17 protein-coding genes and 1 pseudogene are annotated in these 17,294 nt (G+C 64.1%); 11 read left to right on the top strand and 7 right to left on the bottom strand.

Annotated features, from left to right (window positions below):
- Positions 1–57: 57 nt before the first annotated feature.
- Positions 58–758: pseudogene (locus RCO31_RS26530) on the bottom strand (glutathione S-transferase N-terminal domain-containing protein).
- A 133-nt stretch (positions 759–891) separates the two neighbouring features.
- Here RCO31_RS26530 and RCO31_RS26525 point away from each other — a divergent pair.
- Positions 892–1,914: a methionine synthase gene (locus RCO31_RS26525; protein WP_145640564.1), complete on the top strand. Its 1,023-nt coding sequence runs from the start codon at positions 892–894 to the stop codon at positions 1,912–1,914.
- Positions 1,915–1,931: 17 nt separating this feature from the next.
- Here the strand turns inward: RCO31_RS26525 and RCO31_RS26520 are convergent, their stop codons facing one another.
- The 3 genes from RCO31_RS26520 to RCO31_RS26510 all read right to left on the bottom strand — a co-directional run bounded on the left by RCO31_RS26520 (position 1,932) and on the right by RCO31_RS26510 (position 3,957).
- Positions 1,932–2,549 (bottom strand): hypothetical protein, encoded by a 618-nt coding sequence (locus RCO31_RS26520; protein WP_145640561.1) that lies wholly within the window; start codon positions 2,547–2,549, stop codon positions 1,932–1,934.
- A 107-nt stretch (positions 2,550–2,656) separates the two neighbouring features.
- Entirely contained in the window at positions 2,657–3,184 is a 528-nt protein-coding gene (gene gpt / locus RCO31_RS26515; protein ID WP_145640559.1) for a xanthine phosphoribosyltransferase, read from the bottom strand.
- A 35-nt stretch (positions 3,185–3,219) separates the two neighbouring features.
- Positions 3,220–3,957, bottom strand: a complete 738-nt coding sequence (locus RCO31_RS26510) for a molybdopterin-binding protein (protein ID WP_145640556.1) — start codon at positions 3,955–3,957, stop codon at positions 3,220–3,222.
- 278 nt (positions 3,958–4,235) lie between these two features.
- Between RCO31_RS26510 and RCO31_RS26505 the strand changes: the two genes are divergently transcribed.
- From RCO31_RS26505 to RCO31_RS26480, 6 genes are all read left to right on the top strand, one after another.
- A complete protein-coding gene (locus tag RCO31_RS26505; protein WP_145640554.1) occupies positions 4,236–5,654 on the top strand; it encodes a circularly permuted type 2 ATP-grasp protein in 1,419 nt (472 codons plus the stop codon).
- Between the two features lie 5 nt (positions 5,655–5,659).
- Positions 5,660–6,604 (top strand): alpha-E domain-containing protein, encoded by a 945-nt coding sequence (locus tag RCO31_RS26500; RefSeq protein ID WP_145640551.1) that lies wholly within the window; start codon positions 5,660–5,662, stop codon positions 6,602–6,604.
- Between the two features lie 118 nt (positions 6,605–6,722).
- Positions 6,723–7,571 (top strand): transglutaminase family protein, encoded by an 849-nt coding sequence (locus RCO31_RS26495; RefSeq protein WP_145640548.1) that lies wholly within the window; start codon positions 6,723–6,725, stop codon positions 7,569–7,571.
- A 67-nt stretch (positions 7,572–7,638) separates the two neighbouring features.
- Complete coding sequence (locus RCO31_RS26490) at positions 7,639–8,055, top strand: carboxymuconolactone decarboxylase family protein (RefSeq protein ID WP_145640545.1); 417 nt, start codon at positions 7,639–7,641, stop codon at positions 8,053–8,055.
- A gap of 178 nt (positions 8,056–8,233) precedes the next feature.
- Positions 8,234–8,992, top strand: a complete 759-nt coding sequence (locus tag RCO31_RS26485; protein ID WP_145640542.1) for a proteasome-type protease — start codon at positions 8,234–8,236, stop codon at positions 8,990–8,992.
- Between the two features lie 24 nt (positions 8,993–9,016).
- Positions 9,017–9,775 carry an SDR family oxidoreductase gene (locus tag RCO31_RS26480; RefSeq protein WP_008563019.1) on the top strand — a complete coding sequence of 253 codons (759 nt, stop codon included), beginning with the start codon at positions 9,017–9,019 and terminating at the stop codon, positions 9,773–9,775.
- A gap of 151 nt (positions 9,776–9,926) precedes the next feature.
- Here the strand turns inward: RCO31_RS26480 and RCO31_RS26475 are convergent, their stop codons facing one another.
- A complete protein-coding gene (locus tag RCO31_RS26475) occupies positions 9,927–11,165 on the bottom strand; it encodes an MFS transporter (RefSeq protein ID WP_145640540.1) in 1,239 nt (412 codons plus the stop codon).
- Positions 11,166–11,337: 172 nt separating this feature from the next.
- On the opposite strand from RCO31_RS26475, the gene RCO31_RS26470 reads away from it, so the two are divergent.
- Entirely contained in the window at positions 11,338–12,588 is a 1,251-nt protein-coding gene (locus RCO31_RS26470) for a NupC/NupG family nucleoside CNT transporter (RefSeq protein WP_145640537.1), read from the top strand.
- 119 nt (positions 12,589–12,707) lie between these two features.
- On the opposite strand, the gene RCO31_RS26465 is transcribed toward RCO31_RS26470, so the two are convergent.
- Entirely contained in the window at positions 12,708–13,235 is a 528-nt protein-coding gene (locus RCO31_RS26465; RefSeq protein ID WP_145640535.1) for a cupin domain-containing protein, read from the bottom strand.
- 220 nt (positions 13,236–13,455) lie between these two features.
- On the opposite strand from RCO31_RS26465, the gene RCO31_RS26460 reads away from it, so the two are divergent.
- The gene (locus RCO31_RS26460; RefSeq protein ID WP_145640533.1) at positions 13,456–15,585 is read left to right on the top strand and encodes a tetratricopeptide repeat protein; all 2,130 of its coding nucleotides are present in this window, start codon (positions 13,456–13,458) and stop codon (positions 15,583–15,585) included.
- A 4-nt stretch (positions 15,586–15,589) separates the two neighbouring features.
- On the opposite strand, the gene RCO31_RS26455 is transcribed toward RCO31_RS26460, so the two are convergent.
- Positions 15,590–15,877 carry an usg protein gene (locus RCO31_RS26455; protein ID WP_060736469.1) on the bottom strand — a complete coding sequence of 96 codons (288 nt, stop codon included), beginning with the start codon at positions 15,875–15,877 and terminating at the stop codon, positions 15,590–15,592.
- 376 nt (positions 15,878–16,253) lie between these two features.
- Between RCO31_RS26455 and RCO31_RS26450 the strand changes: the two genes are divergently transcribed.
- Positions 16,254–16,568: a co-chaperone GroES gene (locus RCO31_RS26450; protein ID WP_145640531.1), complete on the top strand. Its 315-nt coding sequence runs from the start codon at positions 16,254–16,256 to the stop codon at positions 16,566–16,568.
- Positions 16,569–16,614: 46 nt separating this feature from the next.
- Positions 16,615–17,294 (top strand): chaperonin GroEL (gene groEL / locus RCO31_RS26445; RefSeq protein WP_308971448.1); only part of this gene is annotated, 680 nt, incomplete at its 3' end.

The following is a 17,294-nucleotide window of genomic DNA, read 5'->3' as shown; positions in this document are numbered from 1 at the left end:
TCGGGCCTTCATGGTTCGAGACGCGCCTGCGGCGCTCCTCACCATGAGGAACGGGTACTAACGCTTCCCCAGCATTTCCTTCGCACGCTGGCCGAACATGATCTTGCGTGATTCCTCGTCGAACGGCTCCTTGACGAATTTTCCGATCGCAAGGCCCGCCTGCACCTGCGGCCGGGCGCGCACCTCGGCATACCAGCGCTTCACGTTCGGATAGTCGTCGAGCGTGAAGCCTTGCGCCTTGTGCGTCATGGTCCAGGGGAAGCAGGCGATGTCGGCGATCGAGTAGTCGCCGGCGACATAGGCGCCGGTCCTGCCGAGCTGGCGGTCGAGCACGCCGTAGAGCCGCGCCGCCTCGTCGCGGTAGCGCTCGATCGCATAGGGGATTTTTTCTGCCGCGTAGAGCGCAAAATGGCCGTGTTGCCCGAGCATCGGCCCGAGGCCAGCCATCTGCCACATCACCCATTGGATGGTGGTGGAGCGGCCGCGCAGGTCCGTGGGTAAGAGACGGCCGGACTTCTCCGCCAGATAGATCAGGATCGCGCCGGTCTCGAATGCCGAGAACGCGGCGCCGCCATCGGCAGGCGGTGGTCGATGATCGCAGGGATGCGATTGTTCGGGGAGATCGCCAGAAACTCGGGGCTGAATTGCTCGCCGGCACGGATGTTGACGGGCTTCACCGTATAGGGAAGCCCGAGTTCCTCCAGCATGATCGAGATTTTCCAGCCATTCGGCGTCGGCGCGTAATAGAGGTCGATCATGATCTTTCCCTTGGACCTTTCCTTTCGGCCGTCCCTGTCACTGCCGCCAGCCAATGACGACTTTTGTTGTTCTGTACCTCGACGTTAGGACATGGCAGGAAGGGGCGCAACACAACCTGCCGGGAGGGCCGCCATGCTGTTTCCAACCACGATCGCCGGCTCCTTGCCGAAGCCGGAATGGCTCGCCGAACCCAACATGCTGTGGGCGCCCTGGAAGTCGCAGGGCGACGAGCTCTTGCGCGCCAAGCGCGACGCGACGTTGATCTGGCTGAAGATCCAGGAGGACGCCGGTATCGACATCGTCACCGAGGGCGAGCAGGCCCGCCAGCATTTCGTGCACGGCTTCCTGGAGAAGGTCGAAGGCATCGACTTCGCGCACAAGGTCGAGATGGGCATTCGCAAGGACCGCTACAAGGCGATGGTGCCTCAGGTGGTCGCCCCGCTCCGTCTCAGGGGACGCGTTCACGCCGACGAGGCGCGCGTGGCGCGTTCGCACACCAAGAAGAAGCTGAAGTTCACCCTGCCAGGCCCGATGACCATCATCGACACCATCGCGGACCGCTACTATGGCGACCGCGTCAAGATGGCGTTCGCTTTCGCCGAGCTCCTGAACGAGGAGGCCAAGGCGCTGCAGGCCGACGGTGTCGACCTCGTGCAGTTCGACGAGCCCGCCTTCAACGTCTACATGGACGAGGTCAACGACTGGGGCATCAAGGCGCTGGAGCGCGCCGCGCAGGGCCTGACCTGCACCACCGCCGTTCACATCTGCTACGGCTACGGCATCAAGGCCAACACCGACTGGAAGGAGACGCTCGGCAGCCAGTGGCGGCAGTACGAGCAAATCTTCCCGGTGATCGATGCGAGCCCGATCCAGCAGGTCGCGATCGAGTGCCGCAATTCGAAGGTCCCGCTCGACCTGTTGGCTCTGCTCAAGACCAAGGTGGTGCAAGCCGGCGTGATCGACGTCGCCAGCGACACGGTCGAGACCGCCGAGGACGTCGTGAAGGTGATCGACGCGGTGTCGAAATTCGTCCCCAAGAGCAACATCATCGCCACCACCAATTGCGGCATGGCGCCGATGCGTCGCGAGATCGCCGAGGCCAAGCTGATGGCGCTCGGCGCCGGGGCGGCGCTGGCGCGCGAGAAGCTGGGGTAGCGGCGGTCGGCGCGACGCTAACGCGACGCCGTCGGATGCAGCACCGGCAGATAGCCCGCGTTTAACGTGCGCAATATCGAAGGCGGCGTCAGTAGCGCCGCCTCGCCAAGCTGACGCTCGATCGTGGTATAGCCCCCAGGTGACCACAACAGCGCCCTGCCCTGCGTCACCAGAAAGCTCTCGTCACCCTGCTGAACCATCGCTCCTTCGGGAAGCTGCTCGAACGGCATGAGCAGTTCGTGCAGCCGTTTCCTGCCGTGTTCGAGCCGCTCGTGATGCAGCACCGTGTCGATATCGTGCATGCGGACGCCTTGTACGCGATTGCCCTTTTCCCATGCGGCCCGGAAGCGATTGGCATCGTCGCGGCGGCAGTAGAAGCAGGGCCGATGGCCGGCGGCAAGCGCAGTGGCCTCGTCCAGGAAGAACAGCTCGGTCCAGCTCCGCTGCGCCATCACTTCGCGGCGCCGCCCGCGGAATTCGCAGGTGCAGGTGAGCCAGGCCGGCGACGACCAGCGCTTCTTCAGCAGCGTCTTCGTGGCGGGATCGTGGATGATGCCGCGATTGCCTGTGAACAGGCCGCGATGAGAGGTGGCGATGATGTCGCCGGTGGGGGTGACGCGGTTTTGCAGGGCCATGGGCGCCTCCGCGCGTCATTGCGAGCGAAGCGAAGCAATCCAGAAATGCATCTGCGGAAGCAGTCTGGATTGCTTCGTCGCTCCGCCCATCGCAATGACGGCGGAATTCACGCCGCCCCGTCGCGCAGCGGCGGGTGGTAAGACAGCGCGGTGTCCCAGGGAAAGAAGATCCAGGTGTCCTGCGACACCTCCGTGATGAAGGTATCGACCAGCGGACGACCCATCGGCTTGGCGTAGACGGTGGCGAAATGCGCATCGGGCAGCATCTCGCGCACCAGCTTGCCGGTCTTGCCGGTGTCGACGAGGTCGTCGACGATCAACAGGCCCTTGCCGGTGCCGCCGCCGAGCTTCATCGCCGCCTCGGAAATTCCCTTGAGGACCTGGAGGTCGCCCTGCTTGTTGTGATCGTAGCTCGCGATGCAGACCGTATCGATCACGCGCACGCCAAGCTCGCGCGCCACGATCGCGGCCGGCACCAGGCCGCCGCGGGTGATCGCAATCACCGCATGGAACGGACCGACCTCGTTGAGCCGCCAGCTCAGCGCCCGGCAATCCCGGTGGAACTGGTCCCATGAGACCGGGAAGGCCTTGCCCGCCCGCTCCTGCGCGCTGAGTTCCGGTGCTTCACCCGCCATTGTCGTCTCCTGCTTCGTCCGTCGGCCGTCAGGTGCTAGCGGCTGACGTTCAATCCCGCCAGCATTTCCTTCACCGCGGCCATCGCGGCCGCGAGCTTGTCCGCATCGCGCGAGCGCACCACGAGATTGGTGTTGGGCCTCGAGTCCTCGTCCATGAACGGATAGCTGCCGATGATGGTGTCGGGATGGGCTTCTGCGATCGCGCGTAGCGGGCTGCCGATATCGCCTTCCCGCGCATTGGCGCGGACCGATTCGGACAGCATGCGCACGCCCGATTTCAGCTTCGGCGAGACGATGTCCATCATCGCCTGCATGATCGAGGGCACGCCGGCCATCACGATGACATTGCCGATCTTGAAGCCGGGCGCGAGGATGGTCGCGCTCTGGATCAGCTCAGCACCGTCGGGGATGCGGGCCATGCGCAGGCGGGCCTCGTTGAGGTCCTGCTCGCTCCAGCGCTCGCGGAAGCGCGCGACCACCTCCGGATGATGATCGATGCCGACGCCGAACGCCTTGGCGACGCTGTCGGCGGTGATGTCGTCATGGGTCGGGCCGATGCCGCCGGTGGTGAAGACGTAGGTGTAGCGATGCCGCAGCGCATCCAGTGCGGCGATGATGTCGGGCTCGTCGTCGGCGACGACGCGGACCTCCTTCAGGTCGATGCCGATATTGGTCAGATATTCGGCGATGAAGCCGATGTTCTTGTCCTTGGTCCGGCCCGACAGGATTTCGTCCCCAATGACCAGAATGCCCGCCGTGACGATCTCGCTCATAAAACTATCCCTCACCTGTGGCGCCGACTTTGCCGAGGTAACGCGTTGAAGTCACGCGGTTTTGCTGCCGAAATAAGCAGTCCTCAGCCATTTTTTCAGGCACGCCGCCAGCCGTCCCCGGCAAATGCCCATCCTCCATGCTTATCGCGATGGCCCGGCCCTTGCTACCACATGAAAGTCATGCACTCTTGCCGCATGGACGCGGGACGTTACGGCCTTCACTAGGGCTTGGCGGCCTGTCCAATGACGCAACGCCTTGCGGAGACAAGTCGGGATCTATGGCAGTCGCGTTTGATGAAATGAACATTCCGGGTGGGGACCTTCGCCCCGCCTATCAGGAGCTGGCACGCTGGCTCAAGGAGACGCCTCCCGAGGCGCTCGAATATCGCCGCCAGGAGGCCGAGCTCCTGTTCCGACGCATCGGCATCACCTTCGCCGTCTACGGGGACTCCGACTCCACCGAGCGCCTGATTCCCTTCGACGTGATTCCGCGGATCATGTCCGGCAAGGAATGGACGCTGCTGGAAAAGGGCCTGAAGCAGCGGGTGCGCGCTCTGAACATGTTCCTGCGCGACATCTATCACGGCCGCGACATCCTGCGCGCCGAGATCGTGCCCGATGATCTGATCTTCCAGAACCCGGTGTTCCGGCCCGAGATGAACGGCCAGCAGGTGCCGCACGACGTCTATGTGCACATCGCCGGCATCGACATCGTCCGGGTCGACGCCGAAGATTTCATAGTGCTGGAGGACAACGCCCGCACGCCGTCCGGCGTGTCCTACATGCTGGAAAACCGCGAGATCATGATGCGGCTGTTTCCGGATCTGTTCGCCCGCCACAAGGTGGCGCCGGTCGAGCGCTATCCGGACGAGCTGCTCGCTGCGCTCCGCTCGGTGGCACCACTAAGCGCGTCCAGTGAGCCGACAGTCGCGCTGCTCACGCCCGGCGTCTACAACTCGGCTTATTACGAGCACTCCTTTCTGGCCGACAAGCTCGGCATCGAGCTGGTCGAGGGCCGCGACCTCATCGTCAAGAACAACGAAGTGTTCATGCGGACGACGGAAGGGCTGAAACGGGTCGACGTGATCTATCGCCGTGTCGACGACGACTTCCTCGATCCCCTCACCTTCCGTCCCGATTCCGTGCTCGGCGTGCCCGGGCTGATGTCGGCCTATGCAGCCGGCAACATCACGCTCGCCAATGCCGTCGGCACCGGCATTGCCGACGACAAGGCGATCTACTCCTACATGCCCGACATCGTGAAGTTCTATCTCGGGGAGGAGCCGATCCTGAAGAACGTGCCGACCTGGCGCTGCCGCGAACCCAAGGACCTCGCTTACGTGCTGGACAACTTGAGCGAGCTCGTCGTCAAGGAGGTCCACGGCTCCGGCGGCTACGGCATGCTGATTGGACCTGCCGCAACGAAAGCGACCATCGAAGCCTTCCGCGAGAAGCTCAAGCGCGAGCCGGAAGGTTTCATCGCGCAGCCGACGCTGGCGCTCTCGACCTGCCCGACCTGCACGGCATCGGGTCTTGCGCCGCGCCATGTCGACTTAAGGCCCTTCGTGCTCACGGGCAGCAAGCGTACCACGATCGTGCCGGGCGGGCTGACCCGCGTCGCGCTGAAGGAAGGCTCCCTGGTGGTCAATTCCAGCCAGGGCGGCGGCACCAAAGACACCTGGATCCTGGACGAGTAGAGCGAATGCTGTCGCGTACCGCCGAAAACCTCTACTGGCTCGCCCGCTACGTCGAACGTGCCGAGTACCTCGCGCGCACCATCGATGCGACCTTGCGCGTCACCGCGCTTCCCGCCGCCTATATCGGCAAGACCAATGAATGGGACTCAGCGCTGCTCACGGCCGGCGTCGCCGGCAGCTTCTATCAGCAATACGAGGAAGCCAACGAGAACAACGTCGTCGATTATCTCTCGTTCTCGGCAAACAATCCGTCCTCGATCAGGAACTGCATCGAGGCGGCGCGGCTGAACTCGCGCTCGGTGCGCACCGCACTGACCAGCGAGATGTGGGACACCATCAACTCCGCCTGGATCGAGCTCCAGGCGGTCTGGAGCAAGGGCACCTCCACGCGCGAGGATCTCGCGAAATTCCTGCGTTTCGTGCAGGAGACTTCGCTGCGCTTCGACGGCTCGGCCTACCGGACCATGCTGCGCAACGACGCCTACTGGTTCTCGCGGATGGGCGTGCATCTGGAGCGCGCCGACAACACCGCGCGCATTCTCGATGTGAAGTATCACGTGCTCCTGCCCGAGGAAGAGCACGTCGGCGGCCCGCTCGATTTCTATCAGTGGAGCTCGATCCTGCGCTCGGTCTCGGCACTGACGGCCTATCACTGGGTCTATCGCGAGACGCTGAAGCCGTGGCTGATCGCGGATCTCCTGATCCTCAACGACACGCTGCCGCGCTCGCTCGCAAGCTGTTACGGCAATCTGGTGCGCAACCTCGACCAGATCGGCGTCGCCTATGGCCGCCAGGGCCCCGCCCAGCGCCACGCCCGCGGCATCCGCAACCGGCTGGAACACAGCAATATGAACGACATTTTCCAGCATGGCGTGCATGAATTCATTCAGGAATTCATCGCAGATAATTCCAGGCTGGGCGAAATCATCACGAAGCAGTATTTGATCTAGTCAGGACCGAAACTCTCACCCTTCGTCATTCCGGGACGATGCGAAGCATCGAACCCGGAATCTCGAGATTCCGGGTCTGGTCCTTCGGACCATCCCGGAATGACCGATCAGAAACACCATGCGCCTGCGAATCCAGCACACCACCACCTATCGCTACGAGCCGCCGGCCACCAGCGTGATCCAGATCTTGCGCATGACGCCCGGCAGCCATGACGGGCAATATGTGGCGGAATGGCAGATCGATGTCTCCACGGACACCAAGCTCGACACGCATGAGGATGCGTTCGGCAACGTCACCCATGTGCTGTCCTGCGGTCCCGTCGGCGACATTCAGATCATCGCCGAGGGCTTGATTGAGACCCACGACACCGGCGGCGTGCTGCGCGGCGCGGACGAGCGCTTTCCGGCCGGCATGTTTCTGCGCCAGACCGACCTGACCCTGGTCAATCCGGCGATGCTGGCGGTCGCGCGGCAGTTGCGCAGCGAGGCCGAGAGCGACACGCTCGGCTTCCTGCACACGCTGATGACCGAGATCAGCGATCACATGACCTTTGACGAGGACCCGACCAACAGCGGGACCTCCGCGGCCGAGGCGTTCGCGCTCAAGCGCGGCGTCTGCCAGGATTACGCGCACATCTTCATTGCCTGCGCCCGCAGCGGCGGGGTGCCGGCGCGTTTCGTCTCCGGACATTTCCTGCGGTCGGACGGCACGGTGCATCAGGACGCCGGCCACGCCTGGGCCGAGGCCTACGTGCCTGATCTGGGCTGGATCGGCTTCGACCCCGCCAACAGCATCTGCGCCACCGACGCCCATGTCCGCGTCGCGATCGGGCTCGACTATCTCGGCGCCGCTCCAGTGCGCGGCACCCGCTATGGCGGCGGCACGGAGACGCTGACGGTGGCAGTCAAGGTCGAGCAGGCCGGCCGCGGCGGGCAGTCGCAATCACAATCGCAGTGGCAGGGCTAGGCGCAGCCGTCCGATCGCACGCGCTGTGTTACACTCGCGGGGATCAGATCTGCCCCACGAGGACCCCATGGCAACCGTCAAGCTGCTTTCGGACGATGAGCTCTCCACCGAAGCGCGCGCCGTTTTCGACGACATCCGCAAGGTGCGAAAGTCGGATTTCGTCAACAATTTCTGGCGCGCGCTGGCGCATGATCCGAAGACGCTGCGGCGAACCTGGGAGAGCATCAAGGAGGTGATGGCTCCCGGCGCGCTCGATCCCAAGGTCAAGGAGATGCTCTATGTCGCGGTCTCGATCGCGCATGGCTGCAGCTACTGCATCCATTCGCACACCGCCGCCGCGCGGGCCAAGGGCATGACCGAGGCCGAATATGGCGAGCTACTCGCCATTGTCGGCATGGCCGCCGAGACGAACCGGCTGGTCACGGCGCTCGGCGTGCCGGTGGATGAGGCGTTTCTGGTTGATGCGGCGGACAGACAGAGTTGACTGTCATTCCGGGGCGCGCGCAGCACGAACCCGGAATCCATCGGGCGGCAAGGTGCGTAGATGAATGGATTCCGGGTTCGCGACTTCGTCGCGCCCCGGAATGACAAGCGGAATCGGGGGTTGGACCGGCCGGCGAAATTGGCTAGTAATTCCGCGCAAACGCGTTCGGGGACTGGAAATGACCTATTGCTGCGGAATCCTGGTTCGGGACGGTCTGGTGATGATCGCCGATACCCGCACCAATGCCGGCCTCGACAACGTCTCGACCTTCCGCAAGCTGCACATCTTCTCCAAGCCGGGCGAGCGGATCATGGCGATCGCCAGTGCCGGCAACCTCGCCATCAGCCAGTCGGTGCTGTCGACGCTGACCGAGGGCCTAGAGGATCCCAACACAGGCGAACTCGAGACGCTGATGAACGCGCCGACCATGTTCCAGGCCGCCCAGCGCATCGGCCGGGCGATCCGGGCGGTGCACGCGACCGAAGGGCCGGCGCTGAAATCCGAGGACGTCTCCTTCGACGTCTCCTTCCTGTTCGGCGGCCAGATCAAGGGCTCGCGGATGCGCCTGTTCATGGTCTACACCGCCGGCAATTTCATCGAGTGCACCACCGACACGCCGTATCTGCAGATCGGCGAGCACAAATACGGCAAGCCGGTGCTCGACCGCGCCATGCACTATGACGTCGAGCTCTATGAGGCGCTGAAGACCGGCCTGATCTCGATGGATTCGACCATGCGCTCCAATCTCGGCGTCGGCCTGCCGATCGACGTGCTGGTGGTGCGTTCCGATGCCTGCGAAGCCGATCTCAACCACCGCATCGAGGCAGGCGAGCCCTATTACCACGATCTGCGCTCGCGCTGGTCGGCGGCGCTGCGTGCCGCGCATCAGAACATTCCGCGGCCGCCCTACAAGAACGACAAAGAACCCAAAACCTGACACCGTCAGAAAAGGCAGGAAACGATGAGTGAAGCAAAGAAGATTGCATTGGTGACGGGCGCCGGCACTGGTGTCGGACGTGCCGCGTCCCTGGCGCTGATGAACACCGGCTTCACCGTGGTGCTCACAGGCCGCCGGCTCGACATGTTGGAGGAAACCGCGAAGCTCGGCCCCGCGGGCAAGAGCCTCTGCGTCACCGCCGATATGACCAAGCCGGATTCCATCGCCGCGCTGTTCGACAAGGTGAAGGCGACCTACGGCCGGCTCGACGTGCTATTCAACAATGCCGGCATGGGCGCACCCGCCGTGAACTTCGAGGATCTCAGCCTGGAGCAGTGGCAGGCGGTGGTGAACACCAACCTCACCGGCCCGTTCCTGTGCACCCAGCACGCCTTCCGCATCATGAAGGACCAGACCCCGCGCGGCGGCCGCATCATCAACAACGGCTCGATCTCGGCGCATGCGCCGCGGCCGTTCTCGGCGGCCTACACCTCGACCAAGCACGCCATCACGGGCCTCACCAAGGCCTCGAATCTCGACGGACGCATGTATGACATCGCGGTCGGCCAGGTCGACATCGGCAATGCCGCAACGCCGATGACGGACCGCATGGTCAACGGCCCCGGCGTGCTGCAGCCCGACGGCACCACCAAGCACGAGCCGCGCATGGACGCCAAGGCGGTCGGCGATGCCGTCGCCTACATGGCCGGCCTGCCGCTCGATGCCAACGTGCTGACCATGACGGTGATGGCGACCAAGATGCCGTTCGTGGGGCGGGGCTAGCCGGTCCTGTGCCCGGACGCAGCGCGGCATGAAATGACGCGCTGCTGAGCCGGGGCCCATCTCTCGCCGACGTCGCTCGCGGTCACATGGGTCCCGGCTCGGCGGCGCACCGCTTGCGCGCGGCCCGCGTCCGGGACACGAGACCTTCCCCCTACTCCAGCGTCTGCACCTTGCGCAGGCTCGGAAACAGCTTCATCCAGAGCAGCGCCACGGCGACGGTGGCAACGCCGCCGAGCACGGCGGCCGGCATGGCGCCGAGCAGCGCGGCTGCCACCCCACTCTCGAACTGACCGAGCTGGTTCGAGGCATTGATGAACAGGAAGTTCACCGCGCCGACCCGGCCGCGCATCTCGTCCGGCGTCGAGAGCTGCACCAGCGAGAAGCGGATCACGACGCTGATCGTGTCGGCCGCGCCGAGAATTGCGAGCGCGAGCACCGACAGCCACATCCAGGACGACAGGGCGAACACGATCGTGGCGAGACCGAACACGATCACGGCCTGGAACATGCGCAAGCCCACGTGCCGCGAGATGGCGTGGCGCGCCAGCACCATGGTCATCAGGAGCGCGCCGACCGCGGGCGCTGCACGCAAGACGCCGAGCCCGACCGGGCCGGTCTGGAGGATATCGCGGGCATAGATCGGCAACAGCGCGGTGACGCCGCCGAACAGCACCGCGAACAGATCGAGCGAGATGGTGCCGAGGATCGCAGGATTGCTGCGGATGAAGCGGACGCCCGCGAAGATATTGTCCGAGCTCGTTCCCTCCTTCGCGATCGCCTGTGGGCGCGGATGGATGAAGCCGGTCAGGATCATCCCGAGAATCCAGAACAAGACCATGACCGCATAGGCAAGAGGCGGCGCCACTGCATAGGCGAAGCCGCCGAGTGCCGGACCTGTGATGGTTGCGACCTGCGCCGCGCCGCTGGAGACCGCGGTGGCGCGCTGGAGCGAGCCCTCCGGCGCGATCAGCGGCAGCAGCGCCGCCGTGGTCCGGCTCTCGAAGGCGCCGGCGATGCCGAGCACGAAGGTCGCGATGAAGATCTGCACCTCGCTGGCCGCGCCGAGATAGGTGATGAGTGCGAGATAGAGCGCGGTCGCGGCTTCCGCGAGCTGGCACAGCTGGACGACGCGCTTGCGCTCGTAACGGTCGGCGGCATGGCCGGCGACGAACACCAGGAACGCGGTGGGGAGGAACTGGACGAGACCGACCATGCCGAGGTCGAAGGCGGAGCCGGTGAGATCGTAGATCTGCCAGCCGATAGCGACCGCCGCGATCTGGCTGGAGAAGCGCGACAGGCTGCGCGAGAGGAGGAAGAACAGGAAGGCCCGGTGGGAGAGCAGCGCGCGGGCGCTGACCGGCGGATGTCCCGATATTGGCTGCTCTGGCATCGCCTCTTGGATCGTCTTCTGGGTCACCCTTGGACGACCGCCCCCTGATCTTCTCGTGCCCCCGCGTGACTGAGGCTGAACGGCTTGTCAACAGCGGGACGTCTCCCGCATTGCCCGGCATTGCCTTTGCATCGCAGGCGCGGCCATAATCATTGGGGGTTTTGGGGACATCATGCTGCGCCTGCAATCGGCACTCGGCATTTTCGCATTGCTGCTGGTCGCCTTCGCGCTCGCGGAGAACCGCCGTGCCGTCTCACTGCGGCAGGCGGCGATCGGCCTCGTCGCGACCTTCGTCACAGCGGTCGTGCTCCTGAAGCTGCCGATCGTCGCGCGCGCCTTCGGCGCCATCAACGAGGCGGTCGGAGCGATCTCCGCAGCCTCGCGCGCCGGCTCCTCGTTCGTGTTCGGCTACGTCGGCGGCGGCACCCTGCCGTTCGATCTGAAAGTGCCGGGTGCCGATTTCATCCTGGCGTTCCAGGCGCTGCCGATCGTGCTGGTGATGAGCGTGCTGACGACGCTACTGTTCTACTGGCGCGTGCTGCCGCCGATCGTGCGCGGCATGGCCTGGCTGCTCGAGCGCACGCTGGGCGTCGGCGGCGCGGTGGGGTTGTCGACCGCCGCCAACATCTTCCTCGGCATGGTCGAGGCGCCGCTGTTCGTGCGGCCGTATCTTGCGCAGATGACCCGCAGCGAGCTCTTCCTGGTGATGACCGGCGGCATGGCCGGCATCGCGGGCACCGTGCTGGTGCTCTATGCGACGTTCCTTGCCCCCCTCATCCCCGACGCAGCCGCGCATTTCGTCATCGCCTCGGTGCTGGGCGCGCCGGCTGCGATCCTGGTTAGCCTGATCATGGTGCCGGAGACCTCAGACAAGCGCACCGGCGGTTCGCTGGAGGATCCCGAGATGGAGCTCTCCGGCACGATGGATGCGATCGTGAAGGGCACGAGCGCGGGGATCGAGCTCCTGATCAACATCGTCGCGATGCTGCTGGTGCTGGTGGCGCTGGTCTATCTCGTCAACGCCGTGCTCGGCTTGCTGCCGAACATGGGCGGCGCCGCGATCTCGTTGCAGCGCCTGCTTGGCCTCGCGATGGCGCCCGTGTGCTGGCTGATGGGATTGCCGTGGGATCAGGCGGTGACGGCCGGCAGCCTGATGGGCACCAAGACCGTGCTCAACGAGCTGATCGCCTATGTCGACTTCTCCAAGCTGCCGCCCGAGGCGCTCGATCCGCGCTCGCGCCTGATCATGCTCTATGCGATGTGCGGCTTCGCCAATTTCGCCAGCCTCGGCATCATGATCGGCGGCCTCGGCGTGATGGCGCCGCAGCGGCGCGAGGAGATCAACGCGCTCGGGCTGAAGTCGATCGTGTCGGGGACGCTGACAACGTGTCTGATGGGCGCGGTGGTGGGGGTGTTGGCGTAGGTCCTGCGCCGTCATGCCCGGGCTTGTCCCGTCATCCACGTTCTTTCTCTGCGGCCAAGACGTCCATGCCCGGGACAAGCCCGGGCATGACGACAGAGAGACCGGCGTGGCGTCGTCACCTACGCCTTCAGCTCCACGGTCTTGAACTCCGCCGGCAGGATGACTTCCAGCAGTTCGACGTCGTCCGAATAGTCCAAAATCATGTGCTTGATCTTCGGCGGCTGGGTCCAGGCGCTGCCTTCCTTCATCAAGGTCTCGCCCTGCCCCTCCATATAGGTCTTCACCCAGCCCTTGAGCACATAGACCATCTGGAATTCGACGTCGTGGAAGTGCAGCTTCGACACTGCGGCCGGATCGCAGGGACCTTGCAGGCGGATGACGTGAGCTTGCGCGAGGCCGTGGCTCGCTTCGGCAATGCCGAGGTCGCGGTACTTGGCGTAGGCGCGCAGGCCGTCGGCCTTGAAATCTTCCTCGCGGTGATGGCTGATCGCGATGCGTTGCTTGGGACGCGCGAGCTTCTTCGGTGCGGCCGCGCCCGCCTTCGCCTTCACGGCCTTGCGCGCCGGGGATCGCGCCGCGGTCTTGACGCCGCTCCGCTTCTTCAGTGCGGTCTTCGTTGCGGGTCTTGATGCCTTTTGCCTGGCCATTGTCTGCCTCCCTGTTTGAGCCGCGTCCACCGGATGGGTCCATCCCGAAGACAGACTATCCAGTCTTGGAGGAAGCAGCAATTGTCGCGGACGAGTTTGTAACCCCCTGACGATCCGGTCGGCCGAAGCTTGTCCGAAGCTGTCGTGGCGAACGGCCGTCGTCTCGTCCTGGTTGTCACGCTGAACTAGTCTTGCCGCGAGATTCTGGGGGAATTGATTCATGGGCAACAGCGTCGGTCAGCGTGCATTTCACAAGGCCCGGCTCGAGAAACGGCAAAAAGCCGAGATCCTGCCAATGCTCGGGCACGCGTTGCAGCTGCACAAGATGGGGCTTCTCCCCGAGGCTCAGACCGCCTATCGGCAGCTCCTGCAGCTCGCGCCCAACCAATTCATCGCACTGCACATGCTCGGCATTCTGGAGTCCGATGCCAAGAACTATCAGCAAGCCGAAATCCTTTTGAGCCGAGCGGTTGCCGTGGATCCGCGATCTGCCGATGCTCATATGAGCCTGGGCGTCGCCCTCAACGGACTACGGCGTCACGACGCGGCCTGCGCGAGCTATCGAAAGGCCCTCGCCTTGCGGCCCAACCACGCCGTAACCTTCTCCAATCTCGGTAATGCGAGCGTGGCCCTTGAACTTCACGAGGAGGCTTTGCACAGCTACGACAAGGCGCTTGCGCTCAACCCGGATCTTGCCGAAGCCCATAACGGCCGGGGCTGGGCGCTCTGCCGCCGGCGCAACTATGACGAGGCCATCGCAAGCCTGAACCGCGCGCTGTCGATCAAGCCCGATTATGCGGCGGCGCTCGCAAACCGCGCCATCGCTTTGCGGGAACTTCAGCGGTTTGACGAAGCCCTGGCGGACGCCAATCGGGCGATCGCGCTGGCCCCCGACGACGCGAATGGTTGGCTCGCACGAGCCGGCGTGCTGCTCCAGATACAGCAAATTGCCCAGGCGTCGCACGATTGCGAGCAGGCGCTCGCGATCGATCCCAGTTCGATTCAAGCTCACATGATACAGGGCCTTTGCCTCGCCGGACTTGGCCGGGTCGACGAGGCCCTCGCCAGTTTCGACAGGGCGCTCGACATCCAGCCTGACCTGCAGAGCGCGATCTCCAACAAGATATTCACGCTCGACTTTGCGGAGGACGCCACCGTCGAACGGCATCAGCAAGCGCGGCAGGTGTGGTGGGAGCGTGTCGGTTCGAAGATCGCCTCCGAATCGTCGGCGCCTCACGACAACAGCCGCGAGCCGGACCGCCGTCTGGTGCTTGGTTATGTCTCGTCGGATTTCAACGCGCATTCAGCCGCGTTCATCTTCAAGCCGGTGCTGGAGCACCATGACCGGACGCAGTTCGAGATCGTGTGCTACGCCTGTTCGTCGAAAATGGATGCGACGACGAGCGAGTTCAAGAAAATCGCCGATCGCTGGCGTGACGCTTCGCAATGGACCGACGATCGTCTCGCGGCCGAGATCCGCGCCGATGGCGTCGACATCCTGATCGATCTGTCCGGCCACACCAGAGGAAACCGCCTCGGCGTGTTTGCGCGCAAGCCGGCGCCGATTCAGGTGCACGGCTGGGGCCATGGCACCGGCACCGGGCTGCCGACGATCGATTATCTGTTCTCGGATCCCGTCGCCATTCCGTCCGCGGTCCGGCATTTGTTTGCGGAAACCATCGTCGACCTGCCGTGCTTCGTGACGCTGGCGCCTCTGCCCGACGGGATTGCGCGGACACCGGCGCCGGCGATGTCGAACGGCTTCGTCACGTTCGGCGTCTTCAACCGCATCAGCAAGATCTCGGACGAGGCCGTGGACGTCTGGTCCAGGATTCTCGAGCGGGTGCCGGGCTCACGACTCCTGATCAAGGATGTTGCGCTTGACGATCAGCTGGTCCGCGGCAATCTGCTGGCGCGGTTTGCCGCTTGCCGATTGCCGGCCGAACGCGTCGATCTGCTCGGAGCCACTTTGCGAAGCGAGCATCTGGCTTCGTTCAATCGCGTCGATATCTGCCTCGACCCGTTCCCGCAGAATGGCGGCGTCAGCACATGGGAAGCCCTGCAGATGGGCGTGCCAGTGGTGGCGAAGCTCGGAAGCAGTCTGCCCAGCCGCGCCGCCGGCGCCATCCTCACCGCACTCGGCCTGCCGGACTGGGTCGCCGACAGCGAGGAGGCCTATGTCGAGATCGCGGCAACCCGTGCAGCCGGGATCGCCGACCTCGACAGATTGCGCCGCGACTTGCCCGGACGGATCAACGCCTCGGCTGCCGGCAACGCCTTCTCATATGCGCGCGGGGCGGATGCCGCATACCGCGCGATGTGGAAGCGCTACTGCGACCGCGGGGCCTGATCGCTCAATGCAGCCGGAACACGCCGTCCACAGCGCGCAGCTCGGTCGGCTTGATCAGCTTGGAATGCGCCACAGTGACTGAATGGAGCGGACCGTCGAGCTTTTCCTGCCAGAACGCCAGGAAATCCTTCAGCGCCGGAAATTTCGGAAACATGTCGTAATTCTGCCAGACGTAGGTCTGGAGCAGCGAGGGATGATCCGGCATGCGATAGAGGATTTGCGCCGTCGTCAGCCCGTAACCCAGCATCTGTTTCCGGAAGTCCTCGGAAACGCCCCCACTCCGCAGTCCCATGCCAAACCTCCTTTGCAGGAGCGCATCGAGGGGCGGCTTGGTCGGTGTGCCCTAAGAGCCACCCGGTCCTGATGCGCTCACATGAGAGAAATGTGACGCAAACTGACAACCCATCTCAAGCCCAAAAGTTTAACAAGCTGTTGAAATTCAACGCGTTAGCAGCAGATGTAGCACCGTGCTAATACGGGCGCGGTCTCGGTTAACGCTAGGAAATAGATTCTGGCAGTCCGTGCTTCCGGGTGCTGATTTTTCTGCTAGAAGCCCTTGCCCCCGCAAAATTCCTGTCCTATTTCAGGCTCGCCCGTGCTAGCACTCACGGGCATCGATTGCTAACAATCTTGAAATCTCAACCCGAGCAAATGCTTAGGAGGACTGCATGAAATTCCGTCCGCTTCACGACCGCGTCGTGGTCAAGCGCATCGACGCAGAAGAGAAGACCGCTGGCGGCATCATCATTCCCGACACTGCCAAGGAAAAGCCCTCCCAGGGCGAAGTCGTCGCCGTCGGTCCCGGTGGCCGCGACGAAGCTGGCAAGCTGATCCCGATCGACCTGAAGATCGGCGACCGCGTGCTGTTCGGCAAGTGGTCCGGCACCGAGGTCAAGATCGACGGCCAGGACCTGCTGATCATGAAGGAGAGCGACGTGATGGGCGTTCTCGAGGTCACCGAGTCCAAGAAGAAGGCGGCTTAAGAGCCCCTCTCCTCCCTCCAGTCAAACATCTCAAGGAAAATTCCAGATGGCAGCCAAAGAAGTCAAATTCTCGGTTGAAGCGCGCGACAAGATGCTGCGCGGCGTCGATGTTCTCGCCAACGCGGTGAAGGTCACGCTCGGTCCGAAGGGCCGCAACGTCGTGCTCGACAAGTCGTTCGGCGCTCCCCGCATCACCAAGGACGGCGTCACCGTCGCCAAGGAGATCGAACTCGACGACAAGTTCGAGAACATGGGCGCGCAGATGGTGCGCGAAGTCGCCTCCAAGTCCGCTGACGCGGCCGGCGACGGCACCACCACCGCCACCGTGCTTGCCCAGGCGATCGTGAAGGAAGGCGCCAAGTCGGTCGCTGCCGGCATGAACCCGATGGACCTCAAGCGCGGTATCGACCTCGCGGTCGAGGCCGTCGTTGCGGACCTCCAGAAGAACTCCAAGAAGGTCACCTCGAACGACGAGATCGCCCAGGTCGGCACCATCTCGGCCAACGGCGACCAGGAGATCGGCAAGTTCCTCTCCGACGCCATGAAGAAGGTCGGCAACGAGGGTGTCATCACCGTCGAGGAAGCCAAGTCGCTCGAGACCGAGCTCGACGTCGTCGAGGGCATGCAGTTCGACCGCGGCTACATCTCGCCCTACTTCGTCACCAACGCCGACAAGATGCGCGTTGAGATGGACGACGCCTACATCCTCATCAACGAGAAGAAGCT

Origin of the sequence: Bradyrhizobium sp. LHD-71 (assembly GCF_031157255.1) — a bacterium.
Taxonomy (GTDB): Bacteria; Pseudomonadota; Alphaproteobacteria; order Rhizobiales; family Xanthobacteraceae; genus P52-10.
This window is presented reverse-complemented; position numbering and strand designations above follow the sequence as displayed.